Annotated in this window: 15 protein-coding genes; 4 read left to right on the top strand and 11 right to left on the bottom strand. The window is 70.1% G+C overall.

Translation table 11 applies throughout. The features are described 5' to 3' along the window. Positions 1–6: 6 nt before the first annotated feature. From ABWV20_RS06125 to ABWV20_RS06150, 6 genes are all read right to left on the bottom strand, one after another. Positions 7–1,563, bottom strand: coding sequence for an MFS transporter (locus tag ABWV20_RS06125; RefSeq protein ID WP_353353941.1), 1,557 nt, complete (start codon positions 1,561–1,563; stop codon positions 7–9). 109 nt (positions 1,564–1,672) lie between these two features. Next, positions 1,673–2,704 carry an ABC transporter ATP-binding protein gene (locus ABWV20_RS06130; RefSeq protein WP_353353942.1) on the bottom strand — a complete coding sequence of 344 codons (1,032 nt, stop codon included), beginning with the start codon at positions 2,702–2,704 and terminating at the stop codon, positions 1,673–1,675. Then, on the bottom strand, positions 2,701–3,747 hold the full coding sequence (locus ABWV20_RS06135; protein WP_353353943.1) for an ABC transporter ATP-binding protein: 1,047 nt from the start codon (positions 3,745–3,747) through the stop codon (positions 2,701–2,703). The genes ABWV20_RS06130 and ABWV20_RS06135 overlap by 4 nt, the downstream gene beginning before the upstream one ends. Before the next feature lie 4 nt (positions 3,748–3,751). Then, the gene (locus ABWV20_RS06140; protein WP_353353944.1) at positions 3,752–4,678 is read right to left on the bottom strand and encodes an ABC transporter permease; all 927 of its coding nucleotides are present in this window, start codon (positions 4,676–4,678) and stop codon (positions 3,752–3,754) included. Between the two features lie 13 nt (positions 4,679–4,691). Next, on the bottom strand, positions 4,692–5,702 hold the full coding sequence (locus tag ABWV20_RS06145; RefSeq protein ID WP_353353945.1) for an ABC transporter permease: 1,011 nt from the start codon (positions 5,700–5,702) through the stop codon (positions 4,692–4,694). Positions 5,703–5,800: 98 nt separating this feature from the next. Beyond that, positions 5,801–7,468, bottom strand: coding sequence for a peptide ABC transporter substrate-binding protein (locus ABWV20_RS06150; protein WP_353353946.1), 1,668 nt, complete (start codon positions 7,466–7,468; stop codon positions 5,801–5,803). Between the two features lie 214 nt (positions 7,469–7,682). Here ABWV20_RS06150 and ABWV20_RS06155 point away from each other — a divergent pair, with 214 nt between their 5' ends. Next, a complete protein-coding gene (locus ABWV20_RS06155) occupies positions 7,683–8,480 on the top strand; it encodes a deoxyribonuclease IV (RefSeq protein ID WP_353353947.1) in 798 nt (265 codons plus the stop codon). 6 nt (positions 8,481–8,486) lie between these two features. Here the strand turns inward: ABWV20_RS06155 and ABWV20_RS06160 are convergent, their stop codons facing one another. From ABWV20_RS06160 to ABWV20_RS06180, 5 genes are all read right to left on the bottom strand, one after another. Then, entirely contained in the window at positions 8,487–9,341 is an 855-nt protein-coding gene (locus ABWV20_RS06160; RefSeq protein WP_353353948.1) for an ABC transporter permease, read from the bottom strand. Then, positions 9,338–10,363 carry an ATP-binding cassette domain-containing protein gene (locus tag ABWV20_RS06165; RefSeq protein ID WP_353353949.1) on the bottom strand — a complete coding sequence of 342 codons (1,026 nt, stop codon included), beginning with the start codon at positions 10,361–10,363 and terminating at the stop codon, positions 9,338–9,340. Before ABWV20_RS06165 ends, ABWV20_RS06160 begins: the two co-directional genes overlap by 4 nt. A 103-nt stretch (positions 10,364–10,466) precedes the next feature. Beyond that, positions 10,467–10,907, bottom strand: coding sequence for a helix-turn-helix domain-containing protein (locus ABWV20_RS06170; RefSeq protein ID WP_353353950.1), 441 nt, complete (start codon positions 10,905–10,907; stop codon positions 10,467–10,469). Between the two features lie 67 nt (positions 10,908–10,974). Beyond that, positions 10,975–11,601, bottom strand: coding sequence for a ClpP family protease (locus ABWV20_RS06175; RefSeq protein WP_353353951.1), 627 nt, complete (start codon positions 11,599–11,601; stop codon positions 10,975–10,977). Beyond that, positions 11,598–12,209, bottom strand: coding sequence for an ATP-dependent Clp protease proteolytic subunit (locus ABWV20_RS06180; protein ID WP_353353952.1), 612 nt, complete (start codon positions 12,207–12,209; stop codon positions 11,598–11,600). The genes ABWV20_RS06175 and ABWV20_RS06180 overlap by 4 nt, the downstream gene beginning before the upstream one ends. A 221-nt stretch (positions 12,210–12,430) precedes the next feature. On the opposite strand from ABWV20_RS06180, the gene ABWV20_RS06185 reads away from it, so the two are divergent. The 3 genes from ABWV20_RS06185 (at position 12,431) to ABWV20_RS06195 (ending at position 17,987) form a co-directional block, all read left to right on the top strand. Beyond that, positions 12,431–14,077 (top strand): FAD-binding dehydrogenase, encoded by a 1,647-nt coding sequence (locus tag ABWV20_RS06185; protein ID WP_353353953.1) that lies wholly within the window; start codon positions 12,431–12,433, stop codon positions 14,075–14,077. A gap of 82 nt (positions 14,078–14,159) precedes the next feature. Beyond that, on the top strand, positions 14,160–15,791 hold the full coding sequence (locus tag ABWV20_RS06190) for an HNH endonuclease (protein WP_353353954.1): 1,632 nt from the start codon (positions 14,160–14,162) through the stop codon (positions 15,789–15,791). 36 nt (positions 15,792–15,827) lie between these two features. Next, positions 15,828–17,987 carry an alpha-galactosidase gene (locus ABWV20_RS06195; protein ID WP_353353955.1) on the top strand — a complete coding sequence of 720 codons (2,160 nt, stop codon included), beginning with the start codon at positions 15,828–15,830 and terminating at the stop codon, positions 17,985–17,987.

Genomic DNA, 17,987 nt, shown 5'->3' on the forward strand with positions numbered 1-17,987 from the left:
GGACCGTCAGTCAGCGGCCCGAAGGACTCGCAGTGCCGCCACGGCGACGGCGACGAAGAGCAGCGCCCCGACCGCCGCGACGACGTTGAGGCTCGTCGTGAAGGCCCCCTGCGCAGCGGCGAGCAGCTCCCGGCCCGCGGCGCCGGGGACGCCGGCCGCAGCCTGGACGGCGCCGGCAAGGGAGTCGAGCGCGACGGCGGTGGCGCTGGAAGTGTGCTCAGCGGCATACGGGCTGAGCTCGTCGCGGTAGACGAAGGTGGCCAACGAGCCCAGCCCGGCAATGCCCACCGCGATGCCGAACTCCCCGGACGTCTCCGACATCGACGCCACGGAGCCGGCGCGCTCCGGCGGCGCGGACTGCATCATCACCGACATCGTCAGCGTCGACGGAATCATGATCCCGAAGGAGGCGAGGCACATCCCGGTGACGAGAAGTCCGAGGCCGGCGAACGGACCGATCTGTGTGTAGAGGGCCAGGCCGGCCGCGCAGATGCCCAGGCCGGCGGCCATGGTGCGCCCGGTGCCGAGCCGACGGGCGATGGCGGCGGACGAGGACGACCCGGCGAGCAGCGCGAGGTTCGCCGGAAGCATCCAGAGGCCTGCGCCCAGGGGCTCGAGCCCGGCAACGAGCTGGAGCCACTGCGTGCTGAGGAACGACACGCCGGCCATCACGACGCCACCGATCAACATCACGGCGAGAGCCGTCGAGAAGGCCCGGCTGCGGAACAGCGACAGGTCGACGAGCGGGTTCTCGATGCGGCGCTGACGGCGGAGGAACAGCAGGGCCACCGTTGAGCCGGCAACGAGCGAGGCGCCGGCCGTCGTCGTGTCGCCGCCACGGGCGATCTCCTTGAACCCGTGGATGATCGGCAGGATCGCCCCCAGCGAGAGCGCCGCGCTGGTCAGGTCGACCGGCACGCCGACCGCGCGGGCCGACTCGGGGAGCACCCGGTGGCCGACGATCACGAGCAGCACCATGAAGGGCACGCCGAGCAGGAAGGCCGAGCCCCACCAGAAGTGCTGGAGCAGGAGGCCGCCCACGAGAGGACCGACCGCCATCCCGCCCATGAAGCAGCTGTACCAGACGCCGATCGCGGTCATCATCGACTTCTCGTCGGTGAAGATCGTGCGGATCAGGCCCATCGTCGACGGCATCAGGGTCGCCCCGGCCACTCCCAGCACGCCCCGCCAGAAGACGAGCTGGCCGGGCGAGGTCGCGTAGGCGGCGAAGGCGCTGGCGACACCGAAGGCCACCGCCCCGATGAGCAGCAGCCGCTTGCGTCCGATCCGGTCACCGACCGCGCCCATCGTCACGAGCAGGCCGGCGAGGACGAAGGAGTAGATGTCGAGCATCCACAGCTGCTCCGTGGTGCTCGCCCCGAGGTCAGCCGCGAGCGCAGGCAGCGCGAGGTAGAGGACGCTGACGTCGAGGCTGAGCAGGAGCGCCGTCAGCGCGAGGACACCCAGCGCGACCCAGCGGCGCGCCGCGCCCCCCGGGGTCGCGTCGAGCCGTGGCTCCGGCTCGGTCAGCGGGACGGCAGTCTCGGTGGTCGTGTCGTTCATGGGACTTCCTCCGGTCAGGTGGGCGTGAACGCCTGTCACCTGTTCGTCGACCGGGGAGGTCCGATCTCGACACGACCACCGAGACTCTTGTCCGGTTGAGCCGGGCGGCTCAGGTCACCGCGCCCACGACCTGCCGCTCCTCGGCGAAGTGGCACGCGCTCGGGTGATCCGAGCCGGGCCGCTCGATGAGGGGCGGTTCCTCCTGGGCGCAGATCTCCTGCGCCTTCCAGCAGCGCGTCCGGAACCGGCAGCCCGACGGTGGGTTGGCCGGCGACGGCACGTCACCCTCGAGGATGATGTGGTCGCGGCGGTCCCGCAGCGTCGGGTCGGGCACCGGGACAGCGGAGAGCAGCGCCTGGCTGTAGGGGTGGGTCGTGTGCTCGTAGATCGCGTCCTCGTTGCCCGTCTCGACGATCTTGCCGAGGTACATCACGGCCACCCGGTCGGCGATGTGGCGCACCACCGACAGGTCGTGGGCGATGAAGATGTAGGCCAGCCCCAGCTCGTTCTGAAGACGCTCGAGGAGGTTGACCACCTGGGCCTGGATCGACACGTCGAGGGCACTGACCGGCTCGTCGCAGACGATGATCTCGGGGTTGAGGGCCAGCGAGCGAGCGATACCGATCCGCTGGCGCTGCCCACCCGAGAACTGGTGCGGGTAGCGGTTGATGTGGTCGGCGTTGAGGCCCACCAGATCGATCAGCTCGCGCACCCGCGCCCGTCGGCCCTTCTTCGGCTCGACGTCCGGATGGATGTCGAAGGGCTCCCCGATGATGTCGCCCACCGTCATGCGGGGGTTGAGCGACGTGTAGGGGTCCTGCATCACCATCTGGATGTTGCGACGCACCTTGCGCATGTCCCGAGGGGACACCGTCGACAGGTCACGCCCGTGGAGCATGATCCTGCCCTCCGTCGGCTTCTCCAGGCCGACGAGGAGACGGGCGAGCGTGGACTTGCCACAGCCGGACTCACCGACCACGCCGAGGGTCTCACCGCGGCGCAGCTGCACGTTGACGCCATCGACCGCCCGCACGGCGCCGATCTGCTTCTTGAAGACGATGCCCTGCGTCAGCGGGTAGTGCTTGCGCAGGTCCACGGTCTCGAGGACGACCTCGCCGAACTTGCTCGGGGTCTCCGTCATGACTCGATGACCTCCCTCCAGTAGTGACACGCCGCGATCCGGTTGACGTCGACGTCGTAGTGCGGCGGCTCCGGCGGCACCTTGCAGTTGTCCTGCGCGAACTTGCACCGCGGGTGGAAGGCGCAACCCGGCGGGATGTTGGTCAGCACCGGTGGCAGGCCCTTGATGACGGCGAGCTCCTGGCCCTTCATGTCGACGCGCGGGATCGACTCCAGCAGCGCCTTCGTGTAGGGGTGAGCCGGGCGCGCGTAGATGTCGCGGACCGGAGCGTCCTCGACGACCCGGCCGGCATACATGACCGAGATCGTGTCCGCGACATCGGCGACGACGCCCATGTCGTGGGTGATGAGGATGAGGCTCATGTTGTGCTCGCTCTGGAGCTCGGAGAGCAGACCCATCACCTGGGCCTGCACCGTCACGTCGAGTGCCGTGGTCGGCTCGTCCGCGATGAGGATCTCCGGCTCGAGGGCGAGCGCCATCGCGATCATGACCCGCTGGCGCATACCTCCCGAGAACTGGTGCGGGAAGTCGTTGACCCGGTCCTTGGCCGCGGGGATCCGGACCATGTCGAGCAGCTCGATGGACCTGGCCTTCGCCGCCTGACGCGACATGCCGCGGTGCTTGCGGAACAGCTCGCCGAGCTGGAACCCGACCGTGAAGACGGGGTTCAGCGCCGAGAGCGCGTCCTGGAAGATCATCGCGATGTGGTTCGCGCGCACCCGCCGACGGTCCTCGTCGGACAGCTTGAGCAGGTCGACCCCTCGATAGAGGATCTCGCCCTTGGTGATCTCCGCCGGCGGGCTGTCGAGAATGCCCATGATCGCCTGAGCCGTCACGCTCTTGCCCGAGCCGGACTCGCCGAGGATCGCCCGGGTCTCACCCTGGTTGAGCACGAAGTTCATGCCGTTGACCGCGTGGGCCCGGCCGCTCGTGGTGCGGAACTCCACGTGGAGGTCACGCACCTCGAGCGGTGGAGCCGCCGGGTCGAGCTGGCTGAGGAACCGCGCGGTCGAGGGCTCCTTGGTGGGGACTTCGGTGGTCATCCGGTCACCGCATCTTCGGGTCGAGGGCATCACGCAGGGCGTCACCCATGAGGATGAAGCTGAGCACGGTGCCGATGAGCAGAACGGTCGGGAAGAGCAGCAGCCATGGGGCCTCCAGGAAGTACACCTGGTGTGCCGTGATCATGATTCCCCAGGACTCCTCGGGCGGCTGGAGGCCGACGCCGAGGAAGGTCAGCGTGGCCTCGGCCGCGACGAAGCTTCCCAGGGCGATGGTGGCCAGCACCGTGACCGGAGCCACCGCGTTGGGCAGGATGTGCCGAAGCATGATCCGCCCGTTGCCGGCGCCCAGCGACCGCGCCGCGAGGACGTAGTCGAGGTTCTTCGCCGACAGCACGGCCCCACGCATGACGCGGGCGATCGTCGTCCAGCCGAGGATGACGAGCACCATCGTGATCGTGAGGATGTTCTGCACCTTCACCACGGTCAGGAAGACGAGCGCTCCGAGCAGGAACGGCAGCGACAGGAAGATGTCGACGATCCTGGAGATGATCGTGTCGACCCAGCCGCCGTAGAACCCGGCGAGGAGCCCGAGGGTGCCGCCGATGAGGACGATGCCCAGGGTGGCGCCGATCGCGATGGACAGCGATGGCTGCGCGCCGTAGATGGCGTGCGAGTAGTAGTCACATCCGAGGATGTTGAAGCCGAACGGGTGCCCGTCCTGAGGGGGCTGTCGGCTGCGGCCGATGAGGCACTCACGAGGGTCCTGGTCGGTCCACAGGGTCGGGAAGATCGCCATCGAGCCCACGACGAGGATGTAGAGCGCCGAGAGCACGAAGATCGGGTTGCGGATCAGCTGCTTCCGGGCATCGCTCCACAGGCTGGCGGATGCCTCGGACGACGGGCCGGCCCCCGCTGACGTGGGAGGCGCGGTCGTCGGCTCGTCGGAGACGGCGGGTACGAAGTCACTCACTGTCTGCTCCCGCTCACTCGTATCGGATACGTGGGTCGAGGACGGCATACAAGATGTCGACCAGAAGGTTGGCCACGAGGAAGATCAGCGCCGCCAGGGTGACGATGCCGATGACCACGCTGGCGTCGCCGGTGCGGGCGCTCTGTGCGGCCACCCGGCCGATGCCCGGCACGTTGAAGATCGTCTCCGTGACGACAGCGCCGCCCATGAGGACGCCGAGGTCGACACCGAGCGAGGTGACCACCGGGATGAGCGAGTTGCGCAGGGTGTGGACGCCGGTGATGCGCCGCGGCAGCAGGCCCTTGGCCCTGGCCGTCCGGACGTAGTCGGCCCGGACGTTCTCCACCATGCTCGTCCGCGTCAGACGGGCCGTGACGGCAAGGCTGGTCGCCCCGAGCACGAGACCGGGGATGACGAGACTCGCCCACGGGTAGTCCGGCTTGTAGCCGGCCGCGAACAGTCCCCTCGAGATGATGTCCGGGAAGCTCGGGTCGGTGCGCAGCGTGTTGCCGAACTTCACCCCGACGAACTCACGGATGACGATGCCGAGCACGAAGATCGGGACGGCGATGATGAGCGTGGTCGAGATCTTGACGAAGTAGTCGACGAAGCCGCCGCTGCGCAGGCCCGCGAGGACGCCGGCGAGGACGCCGACGATGCCCTCGAAGAGGAAGGCGATGAGCGCGAGCTTCGCGGTGTAGGGCAGGGCGGCACCGATGATGTCGATGACCTCGCGCTGCCCCACCAGGCTGATGCCGAAGTCCCACTGGGCGATGTTGACCATGCGCTCACCGAAGAGGGTGAAGCAGGGGTTGCCCGTCTGGGTCAAGCAGGGGTCGTTCATGTTGAGGCGCTCGGAGAGCGCCTCCATCATTGCGGGTGTCGGCGTGCGATCGCCGAACAGGGCGCGGACCGGGTTTCCGGTCAGCTGAATACCAAGCGACGTGATGTAGTGCAGCAGAAACATCGTGCCGAGCACGGTCGGGATGAACTGAAGCACCCGCCGTATGACGTATCTCCCCACGGTGGGAAGCCTCCTATCGACGTGCGGTGGCGGCGACGACCCTACTCCGGGTCGCCGCCGCCACCAAGTCTGGATTGATCAGCTGGGTGGGACGGGGATCACTGCTTCTTCAGCGTGATCTTGCCGTACTCAGCATCGGAGATCTTGTTCCAGACGAACTGGTCGACGTTGTTGCTGTACAGCGCCGCCACCTTGCTGAACCACATCGGGATGACCGGGATGTCCTCGCCGAGGAGGTCCTCAGCAGCCTGGTACTTCGAGATGGCCTCTTCGACCGTCGCGGCCGAGTCGCCCTCGGTGATCAGCTTGTCGAACTCCGGGTTGGCGTACGTGGAGTTGTTGCTCGAGCCACCGGTGCCGTAGAGCGGCTTGAGGTAGGTCTCGATGACCGGGTAGTCCGGGCCCCAGCCGAGACGGAACGGGCCGGTGAACTTCTTGGCGTCAGCCGTGGCGAGGTACTCGGGGAACTGGAGGTTCACCTTGATCTCGTAGTCGATGCCAAGGGCAGCCTTGATCTGGTCGCCGACGGCCTGGAGCCACTGCTCGTGACCCGCACCCGCGTTGGCCCAGAGGGTGAGCTTGCCGCCCTTCCAGCCGCCAGCCTCCTGCAGGAGCTGCTTGGCCTTCGCGACGTCCTGCTTGCAGTACTTGCAGACGTCGGGGCGGAAGCCCTCGAAGGTCGGTGCGACGAAGCCCGTGGCGGCCGTGAAGCGACCGTCGAAGACCGCGTCGATGATCGGCTGCCGGTCGATGGACAGGGACAGGGCCTGACGGACGCGCTTGTCCTTGAACTCGTCGCGGTAGAGCGGCAGACCGACGTAGGTGAACGAGTCGCCGGGCGCCTCGTACATCAGGTCGCCGTACTGAGCCTTGGCCTCCTTGTAGCGAGCCGGCGGGATCGTGTACATCACGTCGATCTCACCAGCCTGGTAGGCGGCGTAGCCGGCGTCCACGTCGGCGTAGATCTTGTAGGACAGGCTGTCGGCCATGCCCTTGTCCTCGCCCTTCCACGTGTCGCTGCGGACGAGCTTGATGCCGACGTTGTGCTCCCACTTGCCGTCGATCTTGTAGGGGCCGTTGCCGATCGGCGTCTCGTTGCAGGTCTTCGTGTCCTTGATGCAGGCATCAGCCATCGGGAAGAAGCCCGAGTAGCCCATCGTCACCGGGAAGGCGGCGAACGGCTCCTTGAGCTCGACCGTGAACTCGGTGTCGCTGACCTTCTTGAGACCGGTGAGCTCCTTCACCTTGGGCTCCGGGGCCTTCTTGGGGCCGTCGCCGTCAGGGTCGGTGGAGGTCATCTCGTCGATGCCCGCGATGCGGGACATGAAGTAGGCGTTGTTCTGGGCGTTGGGCGAGTACGCGGCGTAGTTCCACGCACGGATGAACGCGTCGGCATTGACCGGCTCACCGTTCTCGAACGTGTAACCGTCCTTGAGCTTGACCGTCCAGTTCTTCTGGTCGCTGGACTCGATCGAGTCAGCGAGGTCCATCTCGGCCTCACCGCTCTCGGCGTTGTACTTGACGAGACCACGGTAGAGCTGGCGGATGACGAGAATCGACGGCTCGTCGTCACCTGCAGTGGGAAGCAGGAACGCCGGCTCCGAGGCGTAGATCCGAAGATCCCCACCCTGCTGGCCGGCCGCCGCTCCCGTGCCACCGTTCGTCGTACCCGGGCTGGGCGTGTCGCTGCTGCTGCTGCACGCTGCCACCGCCATCATCGTCATTGCGGTTGCGACCGCGATAGTCGCGGACCTGCGAACCTTCATCGGCTCCTCCTTGTGAAACCCCGGGGATATCTGGGGGTTGGGGACACACTTGCACCCGATGGGACGGGAGAGGCGCCTCAGGGACGTCCTGTTATGGAAGCGTTGTCAACGGGGTGTCCATAACGTGACCTCCTCGACGCGGCCATCAGCCGGCGCACCGGCGTCCGGCCCGGCACCGGCCGGAGCCCCGGAACGGCCCATTTACGCTGGGCGCATGCCCCTTCACATCGGTGCCCATGTCGACCAGGAAGACCCCGTTGCCGAGGCCGGTGTGCGCGGCGCCACACTCTCGCAGTTCTTCCTCGGCGACCCGCAGAGCTACAAGGGCCCGGTCGTGCGCTACGCGGGCGGCGCCGCAGCGCTCAAGGCCGACGCCGAGGCCGCGGGCGTCGACCTCTACGTCCATGCTCCCTACCCGATCAACGTCGCCAGCCTCAACAACCGGATTCGCATCCCGGGCCGCAAGCTGCTCCAGCAGCATCTCCTCGCCGCCGCGGAGATCGGCGCCAAGGCCGTGATCGTCCACGGGGGCCACCTCGGGGCGGACGAGGACGCCGCGCGGGGGTTCGACAACTGGCGAAAGTGCATCGACGGGCTCGAGATGCCGGTGCCCCTCCTGATCGAGAACACCGCGGGAGGCGACAACGCGATGGCGCGCCGGCTCGAGGCGATCGCCCGGCTCTGGGACGCGATCGGGGCCGCGAGTGGTGGTGACACCGTCGGGTTCTGCCTGGACACCTGCCACGCCCACGCCGGAGGCAACGACCTGGGCAGCGTGGTGGACCGGGTCCGGGCGATCACGGGGCGGATCGACCTCGTGCACGCCAACGACTCCCGCGATGCCTTCGACTCCGGCGCCGACCGGCACACGAACTTCGGGGCCGGCCACATCGACGGGGACGCCCTCGCGGACGTCGTCCGGGCGGCGGCAGCCCCGGTCGTCTGTGAGACCCCGGGGGGCCGGGCCGGCCAGTCGTCCGACATCGAGTGGCTCCGGGCGCGGGTCTCCTGACGAGCGTCAGTCGGTCGTCCGCTTGTTGAAGGCCCGGATCGACAGCGGCGCGAGGACGGCGGTGAGCAGGATCGACCAGATCACCGTGGCGAGGATCGGGTGATGCAGCGGCAGTGCCGAGTCGGGCGCCAGCGGCTGGGCGTTGCCCCACAGCTCGCGCATCGCCCGGACCACCGAGCTGATCGGGTTCCACTCCGCGATGGTGCGCAGCCACGTCGGGCTCATGTTGGCGGCCGGTGCGAACGTGTCGGCGAGGAAGGTCAGCGGGAAGATCGCCGTGAACATGACGCCCTGCACGGCCTCCACGGACTTCAGCGCGGAGCCGGCCACGATGCCGATCCACATCATGGCGAAGCCGAAGAGGAGGAGCAGGGCGAAGCCGAGGGCGGCGTCCCACCAGCCGTTGCGAACCCGCCAGCCGATGAGCAGGCCGGTCACCGACATGACGAGCACCCCGATGCTGGAGTGGATCAGGCTGTAGATGCTGCGGCCGATGAGGACCGAGGCACGCGAGATCGGCAACGAGCGGAACCGGTCGACGATCCCCTTGTTGAGGTCGTTCGTCAGCCCGATGGCGACGATGAAGCAGGAGAACGCCATCGTCTGCGTCATGATCCCCGGCAGCAGCCACTCGCGGTAGTTGACCCCGGCGTTGATCGACCCACCGAAGACGTAGGCGAAGAGCACGACGAACATGATGGGCTGGAAGGTGACGTCGGCGAGCATCTCGGGCATCCGCCGCATGTGCTTGAGGTTGCGCCAGACGTGGACGCGAACCTGCTTCCACAGGCCGGGCGGCTCGATGGTGGGACGGGCGGCGACCAGCGTCTCCGTCCCGCTGTGCACCGTTGTGCCGGTCATCGGGACTCCTCCTTCGTCGTCGCCATCGGGTCGTCGGACCGGTCGTCCTCCGCGCGGTGGCCGGTGAGGTGGAGGAAGACGTCGTCGAGGCTGGGGCGCTTGAGGCCGAGGTCGTCGAGGACGATCTCGGAACCGTCGAAGAGGCTCGCGATCCGCGTGACGTCGGCCAGGCCCTCGGCCGGGGCGGTCAGCTGGCGGGCCCCCTCGTCGACGTGGACCTCGCGGACATGGGCGGCCAGCAGGGCGCGGGCCGCCTCGAGCTGCTCGGCGTGCGACACGGTCACGACGAGCGCCGCCTTGCCCGACTGGTCCTTGAGCTCGAGCGGGGTGCCCTCGGCGATGATCCGCCCGCGGTCGACGACGACGATGCGGTCGGCGAGCTGGTCGGCCTCCTCGAGGTACTGCGTCGTCAGGAGGAGTGTCGTGCCGTCGGCGACGAGCTCGCGCAGCACCTCCCAGAGCTCGACCCTGCTGCGGGGGTCGAGACCCGTCGTCGGCTCGTCGAGGAAGAGGACGTGCGGGGCGGCGATGAGGGAGACCGCGAGGTCGAGGCGGCGGCGCATGCCGCCGGAGTACTCCTTGACGACCTTGTCACCGGCATCGGCGAGCGAGAACCTCTCGAGCAGCTCGGCCGACATCGCCTTGATGTCGCGGCTCGAGAGGCCGTAGAGGGAGCCCATCAGGTGGATGTTCTCCGTGCCGGTGAGGAACTCGTCGACGGTCGCGGCCTGTCCGGTCAGACCCATCGAGTGCCGCACCGCGTCCGGGTTGGCGATGACGTCGTGCCCGGCGACCCGGGCGGTGCCGCTCGTGGGACGGCTGAGGGTCGTCATCATCCGCACCGTCGTCGTCTTGCCGGCGCCGTTGGGCCCGAGCAGCCCGAGCACGGAGCCCTGGGGGACGGAGAAGGAGACGTCGTCGACGGCGAGGACGTCACCGAACCGCTTGACGAGGTGCTCGGCCTCGATCGCCGGTCCGCTGAACCGCTCGCGGGCTGGTCGGGCACGCATGGTGATGGTCATGAGGGGTCCCTGTCAGTGGAGGTCGGGCGGCCGACGCTACGCCCACCCACCGACAGCCTAAGCAGCGTGTGCACGGCGTCAACATCTTTTGGAGGAGCGAGCCTCACGCAGCGAGGACCGCCGGACATCCAGCCCCCGGGGACCGGTCCAGCGACTCGCCGGGCGTCGCCGGCTCCGGCCGTCGGACGGGTGCGGCACGCCCCGATGTCAGGTCGAGGACCAGCGCCTCGCGGGCCACCGCCTCCGCGAGGGCGCGCAGCTCCTCGTGCGCGGCCCCCACCAGGTCGACGACCGTGGCGTCGAGCGCGCCGCAGACCGCGGCGATGATCTCGGACGAGGGCTCCTTGAGGCCGCGTTCGACCTCGGACAGGTAGGCCATGGAGATCCCCGCCAGGCCCGCAACCTCTGCCAGCGTGCGGCCCTGCGCCCGTCGGAGACGGCGCAGCTGCCGTCCGTAGACCTCGCGCAGCAGGGGCTGGATGATCGGGGTCCTCGGCCGGGCGGGGACGCGGGTGGAGGTCATGGAGGTCAACGGGCGGCTCATGGCGGTGTCCCTTTCGTCGTCCGGTCCAGCGTCGCACGCCGGGCTGCTACCGGCGCCGAAGTTTCGCCTACGGCGAAGTCGAGGACGACGTCCGTGGCGCGGCCTCGGCGGCACGGTCGATGACGACGTCGACGATCCCGAAGGCGACGGCCTGCACGGCGGTGAGGACCTTGTCGCGGTCGGTGTCGCTGCGCAGCTGCGCGAGGGTGCGGCCGGTGTGGCGACTCAGCACCTCCTCGACCTGCGAGCGCACGCGGAGCAGCTCGTCGGCCTGCAGGGCCAGGTCGGACACCGTCCCCTGGCCGCCGGACGAGGGTTGGTGGAGCAGCACCCGCGAGTGCCGGAGGGCGAACCGCCGCCCCTGCTCCCCCGCTGCCAGCAGGACGGCCGCGGCCGAGGCCGCCTGCCCGAGGCAGTACGTCGCGACCGGGGTCGGCACGAACTGCATCGTGTCGTAGATCGCCATGAGCGCGGTGAAGGAGCCGCCGGGGCTGTTGATGTAGAGGGACACCTCGCGATCGGGGGCGACGTCCGCGAGGTGGAGCAGCTGCGCCATGACGACGTTGGCGACGCCGTCGTCGATCTCCGTGCCGACGAAGATGATCCGCTCCTGCAGCAGGCGGCTGTAGATGTCGTGGCTCCGCTCCCCTGCCGGGGTCCGCTCGATCACGTAGGGAATGGTGTAGCTGCTCATGCCAGCCCCACCCTTCGCGCTGCCGGAGCCGGCCTGACGTCGGCGAGAGAGGCGACGACGTGGTCGACGATGCCGTAGGCCATCGCCTCGTCGGCGCTGAACCACCGGTCGCGTTCGCTGTCGGCGGTGATCCGCTCCACGGGCTGCCCGGTGTGCTCGGCCTGCAGCTCGTTCACGCGCTGCTTCATGTCCTTGAGGCTCTTCGCCTGGACCTCGACGTCGGCCGCCGTCCCCTGGATGCCGGCCGATGGCTGGTGCATCATGATCCGCGCGTTGGGCAGGGCGAACCGTTTCCCGGGCGTCCCGGAGCTGAGGAGGAACTGGCCCATGGACGCCGCGAACCCGACCGCGAGGGTGGACACGTCGTTGGGGATGACGCGCATGGCGTCGTGGATGGCGAGTCCGGCAGTGACCGACCCTCCCGGGCTGTTGACGTAGAGGCTGATGTCGGCCCTCGGGTCGCGCGCGGACAGCAGGAGCAGCTGGGCGGTGATCCGGTTGGCGATCGGGTCGTCGACCTCCGCTCCGAGGACGATGATGCGCTCCGCGAGCAGCTGCAGCGCGAGCTGGTCGTCGAGCAGGGCGGGTGCTCTGGTCTCGGTCGTCATGGAAACAGCCTCCCTGACGTTGGTGGCTCTGGCAGCATCCTTCCGCTGCAGGCGGATTCGCCGCTGGCGAAGACCCGTGCCGGATGCCGCTGAGCTCGCTCCCGTGGCGGGGCCCGCGCTGCCCCCTCCCGCCCAACGCAACCCGTCGGTAACCTGACCCCCACGCGGGACCGAGCCCAGCGGCATACGGCATGGATCGAACAGCATGAGGAGCTGATGTGATGGAGACCGACGTCGTCGTCGTGGGGGCCGGGCTCGCAGGCCTGGCCGCCGCCGCGGAGCTTGCGGACGCCGGGAGGCGAGTCGTCCTGGTGGACCAGGAGGGGGAGCAGTCGATCGGGGGTCAGGCCTTCTGGAGCTTCGGCGGCCTCTTTCTCGTCGACAGCCCCGAGCAGCGACGGATGGGCATCCGCGACAGTCTCGAGCTCGCGACCCAGGACTGGATGGGCAGCGCGGCCTTCGACCGGGAGGAGGACCTGTGGCCCCGGAGGTGGGCGGAGGCCTACCTCGACTTCGCTGCCGGGGAGAAGCGGGCCTGGCTGCGCCAGTTGGGGCACCGCTTCTTCCCCGTCGTCGGCTGGGCGGAGCGCGGCGACGGGCGCGCCGACGGCCACGGCAACTCGGTCCCCCGCTTCCACGTCACGTGGGGCACCGGCCCGGGTCTCGTCGAGCCCTTCGAGCGGCGCGTGCGCGACGGCGTCGCGAAGGGACTGGTCACGTTCGCCTTCCGGCACCGGGTCGACGAGCTCGTCGTCACGGCAGGAGCCGTCACCGGAGTGCGCGGTCGCCTCCTTGCGTCCGACGACGCCCCGAGGGGCAGGGTGACCAGCCGCGACGAGACCGGCGACTTCGAGATCACCGCCCAGGCCGTCATCGTGACGAGCGGTGGGATCGGTGGCAACCACGACCTCGTCCGGCGGGCCTGGCCCGAGCGGCTCGGCAAGCCCCCGGCGCGGATGGTGGCCGGGGTCCCCGCGCACGTCGACGGCCGGATGCTCGGGATCACGCAGCAGGCCGGCGGTCGCGTCATCAACCCGGACCGGATGTGGCACTACACCGAGGGCCTGCGCAACTGGGACCCCATCTGGCCGAACCACGGCATCCGGGTCCTCCCCGGCCCCTCGTCCCTGAGGATCGACGCGCGCGGCCGGCGGCTTCCCGCGCCGTTCTTCCCCGGCTTCGACACGCTCGGGACGCTGCGGCACCTCATGTCGACGGGCTACGACTACTCGTGGTTCGTGCTGACGCAGAAGATCATCGAGAAGGAGTTCGCACTGTCGGGCTCCGAGCAGAACCCCGACCTCACCGGCAAGGACGTGCGCCAGGTGCTCGGTCGTGCGAAGAAGGGCGCGCCGGGGCCGGTCGAGGCGTTCAAGCAGCACGGCGAGGACTTCGTCGTCGCAGGGACACTCGAGGAGCTCGTCCCCAGGATGAACCAGCTGGTCGACGACGACCTCATCGACGTGGACGACCTGAGGCGCACCATCGTCGCCCGGGACAACCAGATGGACAACGCTTTCTCGAAGGACGCCCAGGTCACGGCCATCCGCGGCGCGCGTAACTACCGGGGGGACAAGCTGATCCGCGTCGCGACACCCCACAAGCTGCTTGATCCCCAGGCCGGCCCGCTCATCGCGGTGCGGCTCAACATCCTCACGCGCAAGACGCTGGGCGGACTCGAGACGGACCTGTCGTCCCGGGTGCTGACGGCGGAAGGGGCGCCGCTGCCGGGGGTCTTCGCCGCTGGTGAGGTGGCCGGGTTCGGCGGCGGAGGGATGCACGGCTACAACTCGCTCGAGGGGACCTTCCTGGGCGGCTGCCTCTTCAGCGGGAGGACGGCGGGGCGGGCCGCCGCCCGGGCGCTGTAATGGCGAATTCGTTTGAGGTAAAACGCGATTCAACCTGATCTGCGCTTGTCGCGGGCTGCACCCACGGCGTAGGATCGAACACGTGATCGACATCCAGGGGCGTCCCGACCACGCGATGGAGCGGTCCGGGGACGCCCCACCGGGTGCCTCTGACCTGCTCGGGCTGGTCGCTGCGCTGGGCCTGCTCGACGGGGACGCCGGCGCCGCCGATGATGTGGATCGCGTCGACCAGCTCGACGCGCTCGAGCGGGTCAAGGCGGCCTGCGCCGCGGCGCAGGTGCGGATCACGGCCCGGTTCGTGGACTCCCAGAGGGCGGTCGCCGAGGAGCACCGGGCGCGGGCGGCGGAGCGCTCCGCCGCCAACGACTTCGAGGGCTGGCGAGCGGCGCGGGAGCTGGCGCGTCGGTCCGAGCTCGAGCCGGTCAGCCTCGGCCCGCGAGGAGCCCGAGCAGCCGGGGCGCGTCGGCGAGGGGGCTTCGACCGAGCCGGCATCGCTGCGCAGGTCGGCCTGGCGCGTCACGAGTCCCCCGCCCGTGGGGCACGACTGGCCACCATCGCCTTGTCGCTCTCACAGGACCTGCCCCACACCCTTGCCGCCCTCGGTGAGGGACTTCTCGTCGAGCGCCGCGCTGAGCTCGTCGCGCGGCTCACCAGCCATCTCGACCCGGACCAGCGAGTCAGGGTCGACGCCGAGGTCATCGGCGCGGCCGGCGCAGCGGTCCGGACGTGGGGCGACCGGGAGCTGGAGCAGCGTGTCCGCGCCTGCTCCGACCGGATCGACGCGGCCGCCGCCGTCGCCCGGGCACGCACCGCGGAGTCGGAGCGGCGGGTGACCCTGCGACCCATCCCGGACACGATGGCCATCGTCTCGGCGGTCCTCCCGGTCCGGGAGGCCGTGGCGGTCCATGCCGCGCTGACTCGTGCGGCCGACCGGGCCATGGGCGAGGGCGATGACCGCAGCCGTGGCCAGGTCATGGCCGACACACTGGTCCACCGCGTCGTCAGCCCCACCGCTGCGACCACGGCCTCGGGCGACTCACCAGCCGACCCTCCGGCGGACGGGCCCGCGGACGTGCCCGTCGAGGTGCAGATCGTCATCACCGACCGCGCCCTCATCGACGGTGCCGACACTCCCGCCCACATCCCCAGCTACGGCCCCGTGCCCGCCGGCTGGGCCCGCGAGCTGCTGACGCGCACCGTCGTCGACGAGGTCATCGCCACCGGCAGTCCTCCTCGACCCGGCGACCCGCCTCCCCGACGCACCGACGACCGGGCCAAGGTGTGGTTGCGCAGGCTCTACACCCATCCCGACACCGGCACCCTGGTGGCCATGGACTCCACCCGCCGCCTCTTCCCGCGGGGGCTGCGCCGCTTCGTCATCGCTCGCGACGGCACCTGCCGCACCCCGTGGTGCGATGCGCCGATCCGTCACGTCGACCATGTCGAGCCGCACCACCGAGGCGGACCGACGAGCGAGGCCAACGGCCAAGGCCTGTGCGTCCGGTGCAACCTCGTCAAGGAGCGGGCCGGCTGGCATGCCCGCGTGGCCGATCCGGGCCACGCGGCAGGCAGCCCGAGACCCCACACCGTCACCCTGGTCACGCCGACCGGTCACCGCCACACGACGACCGCCCCACCCGTGCTCCCCGGCGCGGCCTCCGGGCCGTCGGACAGCCGCCTCGAGGCCCACCTCGCCCAGCTGCTGGCGAGCTGACCCCCGCGAGCCGGCCCAGCGGCATACGGTCTGCGTATGGACGATCCGCGCCCGCCCCGTCGACACGAGCACCTGCGCGCCGGCGACACGAGCGTCGTCGTCGAGGTCGGGGACGACACGATCCCCCGCGTGCTCCGCTGGGGGTGCGACCTCGGCGACCTCGACGACCTGGCGCTGGCCGCGCTGGCCGACGCGGTGCGGCCGACGACAGGCGACTCGGTGGTCACCCACCAGACCTCGGTGCCGCTCGTGCCGCAGCACGGGACCGGCTGGCTCGGCCGACCGGGCATCACCGGCAACCGCATCGTCGACGGCCTGCCGGGGCCCGGCTGGTCGCCGCTCTTCACCTCGGCCCAGCATGCCCGGGCGGACTCCGACGGCGTCTGCCGACTGGTCAGCGAGGGCACCGACCCCGGTGCTGCGCTCACCCTCACGACGGAGCTCGAGGTCCACCCCAGCGGCCTCGTCCGGGCCCGTGCCTCCGTCCGCAACGACGGTGAAACGCCCTACGCCCTCGCCGCCCTGGAGTGCGCCCTGCCCGTCCCGGCAGCCGCTGACGAGCTGATGCACCTCACCGGACACCACACCCGCGAGCGGCTTCCCCAGCGGCAGCCCTTCACGGTCGGCCAGCTCGTGCGGGAGGCACGCGGCGGCCGCCCGGGGCACGACGCCACCACGATCATCGCCGCCGGCGTGCCCGGCTTCGGCTGGCAGACAGGCCGGGTCTGGTCCGTGCACATCGCCTGGAACGGCAACCAGGTCAGTGTCGCCGAGCGCACCGACGGCGGCTGGCGGCTGCTGCGCGGGGGCGAGCTGCTCCTTCCCGGCGAGGTCGTCCTCGAGCCGGGCGAGACCTACACCGCGCCGTGGCTCGTCGCCTCGTGGGGCGACGGCCTCGACGAGCTCGCCGGCCGGCACCACGACTACCTGCGCGCTCGACCGCAGCACCCGAGCCGACCGCGACCCGTCCTGCTCAACACGTGGGAGGCCGTCTACTTCGACCACGACCTCGACCGGCTGACCGCGCTCGCGGAGGCGGGGGCAGAGGTCGGTGTCGAGAGGTTCGTCCTCGACGACGGGTGGTTCCGCGGTCGGCGCAACGACCGGGCCGGCCTCGGGGACTGGTTCGTCGACGAGGCCGTCTGGCCGGACGGCCTGCGGCCGCTCGTCGACCGGGTGCACGCACTCGGCATGGAGTTCGGGCTGTGGTTCGAGCCAGAGATGGTCAACCTCGACTCCGACCTCGCCCGCGCGCACCCCGACTGGCTGCTCGGCGTCGGGCGCGGACCGGGGCCCGAGTCGCGCCACCAGCACGTCCTCGACCTGTCCAAGGAGGAGGTCGTCACCTACGTCACCGAGCGGATGTCAGCACTGATCGCCGAGCTGGACATCGCCTACCTCAAGTGGGACCACAACCGGGCCGTCGTCGACGCCGGCGGCCAGCCCCTGGGCAGCCCGGCCGGCCACGCCAACGCGCTCGCCGTGCAGCGCATCATGGCCGAGCTGAAGCACCGCCACCCGGGGCTCGAGATCGAGTCCTGCTGCGGCGGAGGCGGGCGCATCGACCTCGGCATCATCGAGTTCGCCGACCGGGTCTGGGCGTCGGACTGCGTCGACGCCCACGACCGGCTCGACATCCAGCGCGGCACCGGTCTGCTGCTTCCGCCGGAGCTCGTCGGCACGCACATCGGGTCCCCGCGAGCACACACGACGGGGCGGGTGCAGCCCTTGTCGCTCCGTGGCGGCGTCGCCCTGTGGGGCCACCTCGGGATCGAGTGGGACCTCACCCGCGCCACCGCGGAGGAGCGCGCCGAGGTGGCCGAGTGGGTGGCCCTGCACACGTCACTCCGTCCGCTGCTGCACAACGGTCGGGTCGTCCACGCCGACCTCTCCGGAGACGCCTTCCGGCTCGAGGGTGTCGTCGCCCAGGACGGGTCACGCGGCGTCTACGGACTGGCCGGCTACGACCGTCCCCTCACGTCCTCCTACGGCCGTATGCCGCTGGGCGGGCTCCGCGACGACGTGACCTACCGCGTCAGCCTCCTCCCACCAGGCGACCGGGCTCCGGTCGGACGACGGCCCGCATGGATGGACCAGTCCGTTGCCCTGTCGGGACGGGTGCTGCGCGAGGTCGGCCTCGAGCTGCCCGTCCTGCAACCGGACGGCTACCTGCTCATCGACGCCACTGCCGTCTGA

The organism is Intrasporangium sp. DVR (genome assembly GCF_040365325.1).
Lineage (GTDB): Bacteria > Actinomycetota > Actinomycetes > Actinomycetales > Dermatophilaceae > Intrasporangium.

Excerpts from the sequence above, each read along its gene's own strand:
- ABWV20_RS06125 (WP_353353941.1), bottom strand. The coding sequence starts at position 1,563 with ATGAACGACACGACCACCGAGACTGCCGTCCCGCTGACCGAGCCGGAG.
- ABWV20_RS06130 (WP_353353942.1), bottom strand. The coding sequence starts at position 2,704 with ATGACGGAGACCCCGAGCAAGTTCGGCGAGGTCGTCCTCGAGACCGTG.
- ABWV20_RS06135 (WP_353353943.1), bottom strand. The coding sequence starts at position 3,747 with ATGACCACCGAAGTCCCCACCAAGGAGCCCTCGACCGCGCGGTTCCTC.
- ABWV20_RS06150 (WP_353353946.1), bottom strand. The coding sequence starts at position 7,468 with ATGAAGGTTCGCAGGTCCGCGACTATCGCGGTCGCAACCGCAATGACG.
- ABWV20_RS06155 (WP_353353947.1), top strand. The coding sequence starts at position 7,683 with ATGCCCCTTCACATCGGTGCCCATGTCGACCAGGAAGACCCCGTTGCC.
- ABWV20_RS06160 (WP_353353948.1), bottom strand. The coding sequence starts at position 9,341 with ATGACCGGCACAACGGTGCACAGCGGGACGGAGACGCTGGTCGCCGCC.
- ABWV20_RS06165 (WP_353353949.1), bottom strand. The coding sequence starts at position 10,363 with ATGACCATCACCATGCGTGCCCGACCAGCCCGCGAGCGGTTCAGCGGA.
- ABWV20_RS06170 (WP_353353950.1), bottom strand. The coding sequence starts at position 10,907 with ATGAGCCGCCCGTTGACCTCCATGACCTCCACCCGCGTCCCCGCCCGG.
- ABWV20_RS06175 (WP_353353951.1), bottom strand. The coding sequence starts at position 11,601 with ATGAGCAGCTACACCATTCCCTACGTGATCGAGCGGACCCCGGCAGGG.
- ABWV20_RS06180 (WP_353353952.1), bottom strand. The coding sequence starts at position 12,209 with ATGACGACCGAGACCAGAGCACCCGCCCTGCTCGACGACCAGCTCGCG.
- ABWV20_RS06185 (WP_353353953.1), top strand. The coding sequence starts at position 12,431 with ATGGAGACCGACGTCGTCGTCGTGGGGGCCGGGCTCGCAGGCCTGGCC.
- ABWV20_RS06195 (WP_353353955.1), top strand. The coding sequence starts at position 15,828 with ATGGACGATCCGCGCCCGCCCCGTCGACACGAGCACCTGCGCGCCGGC.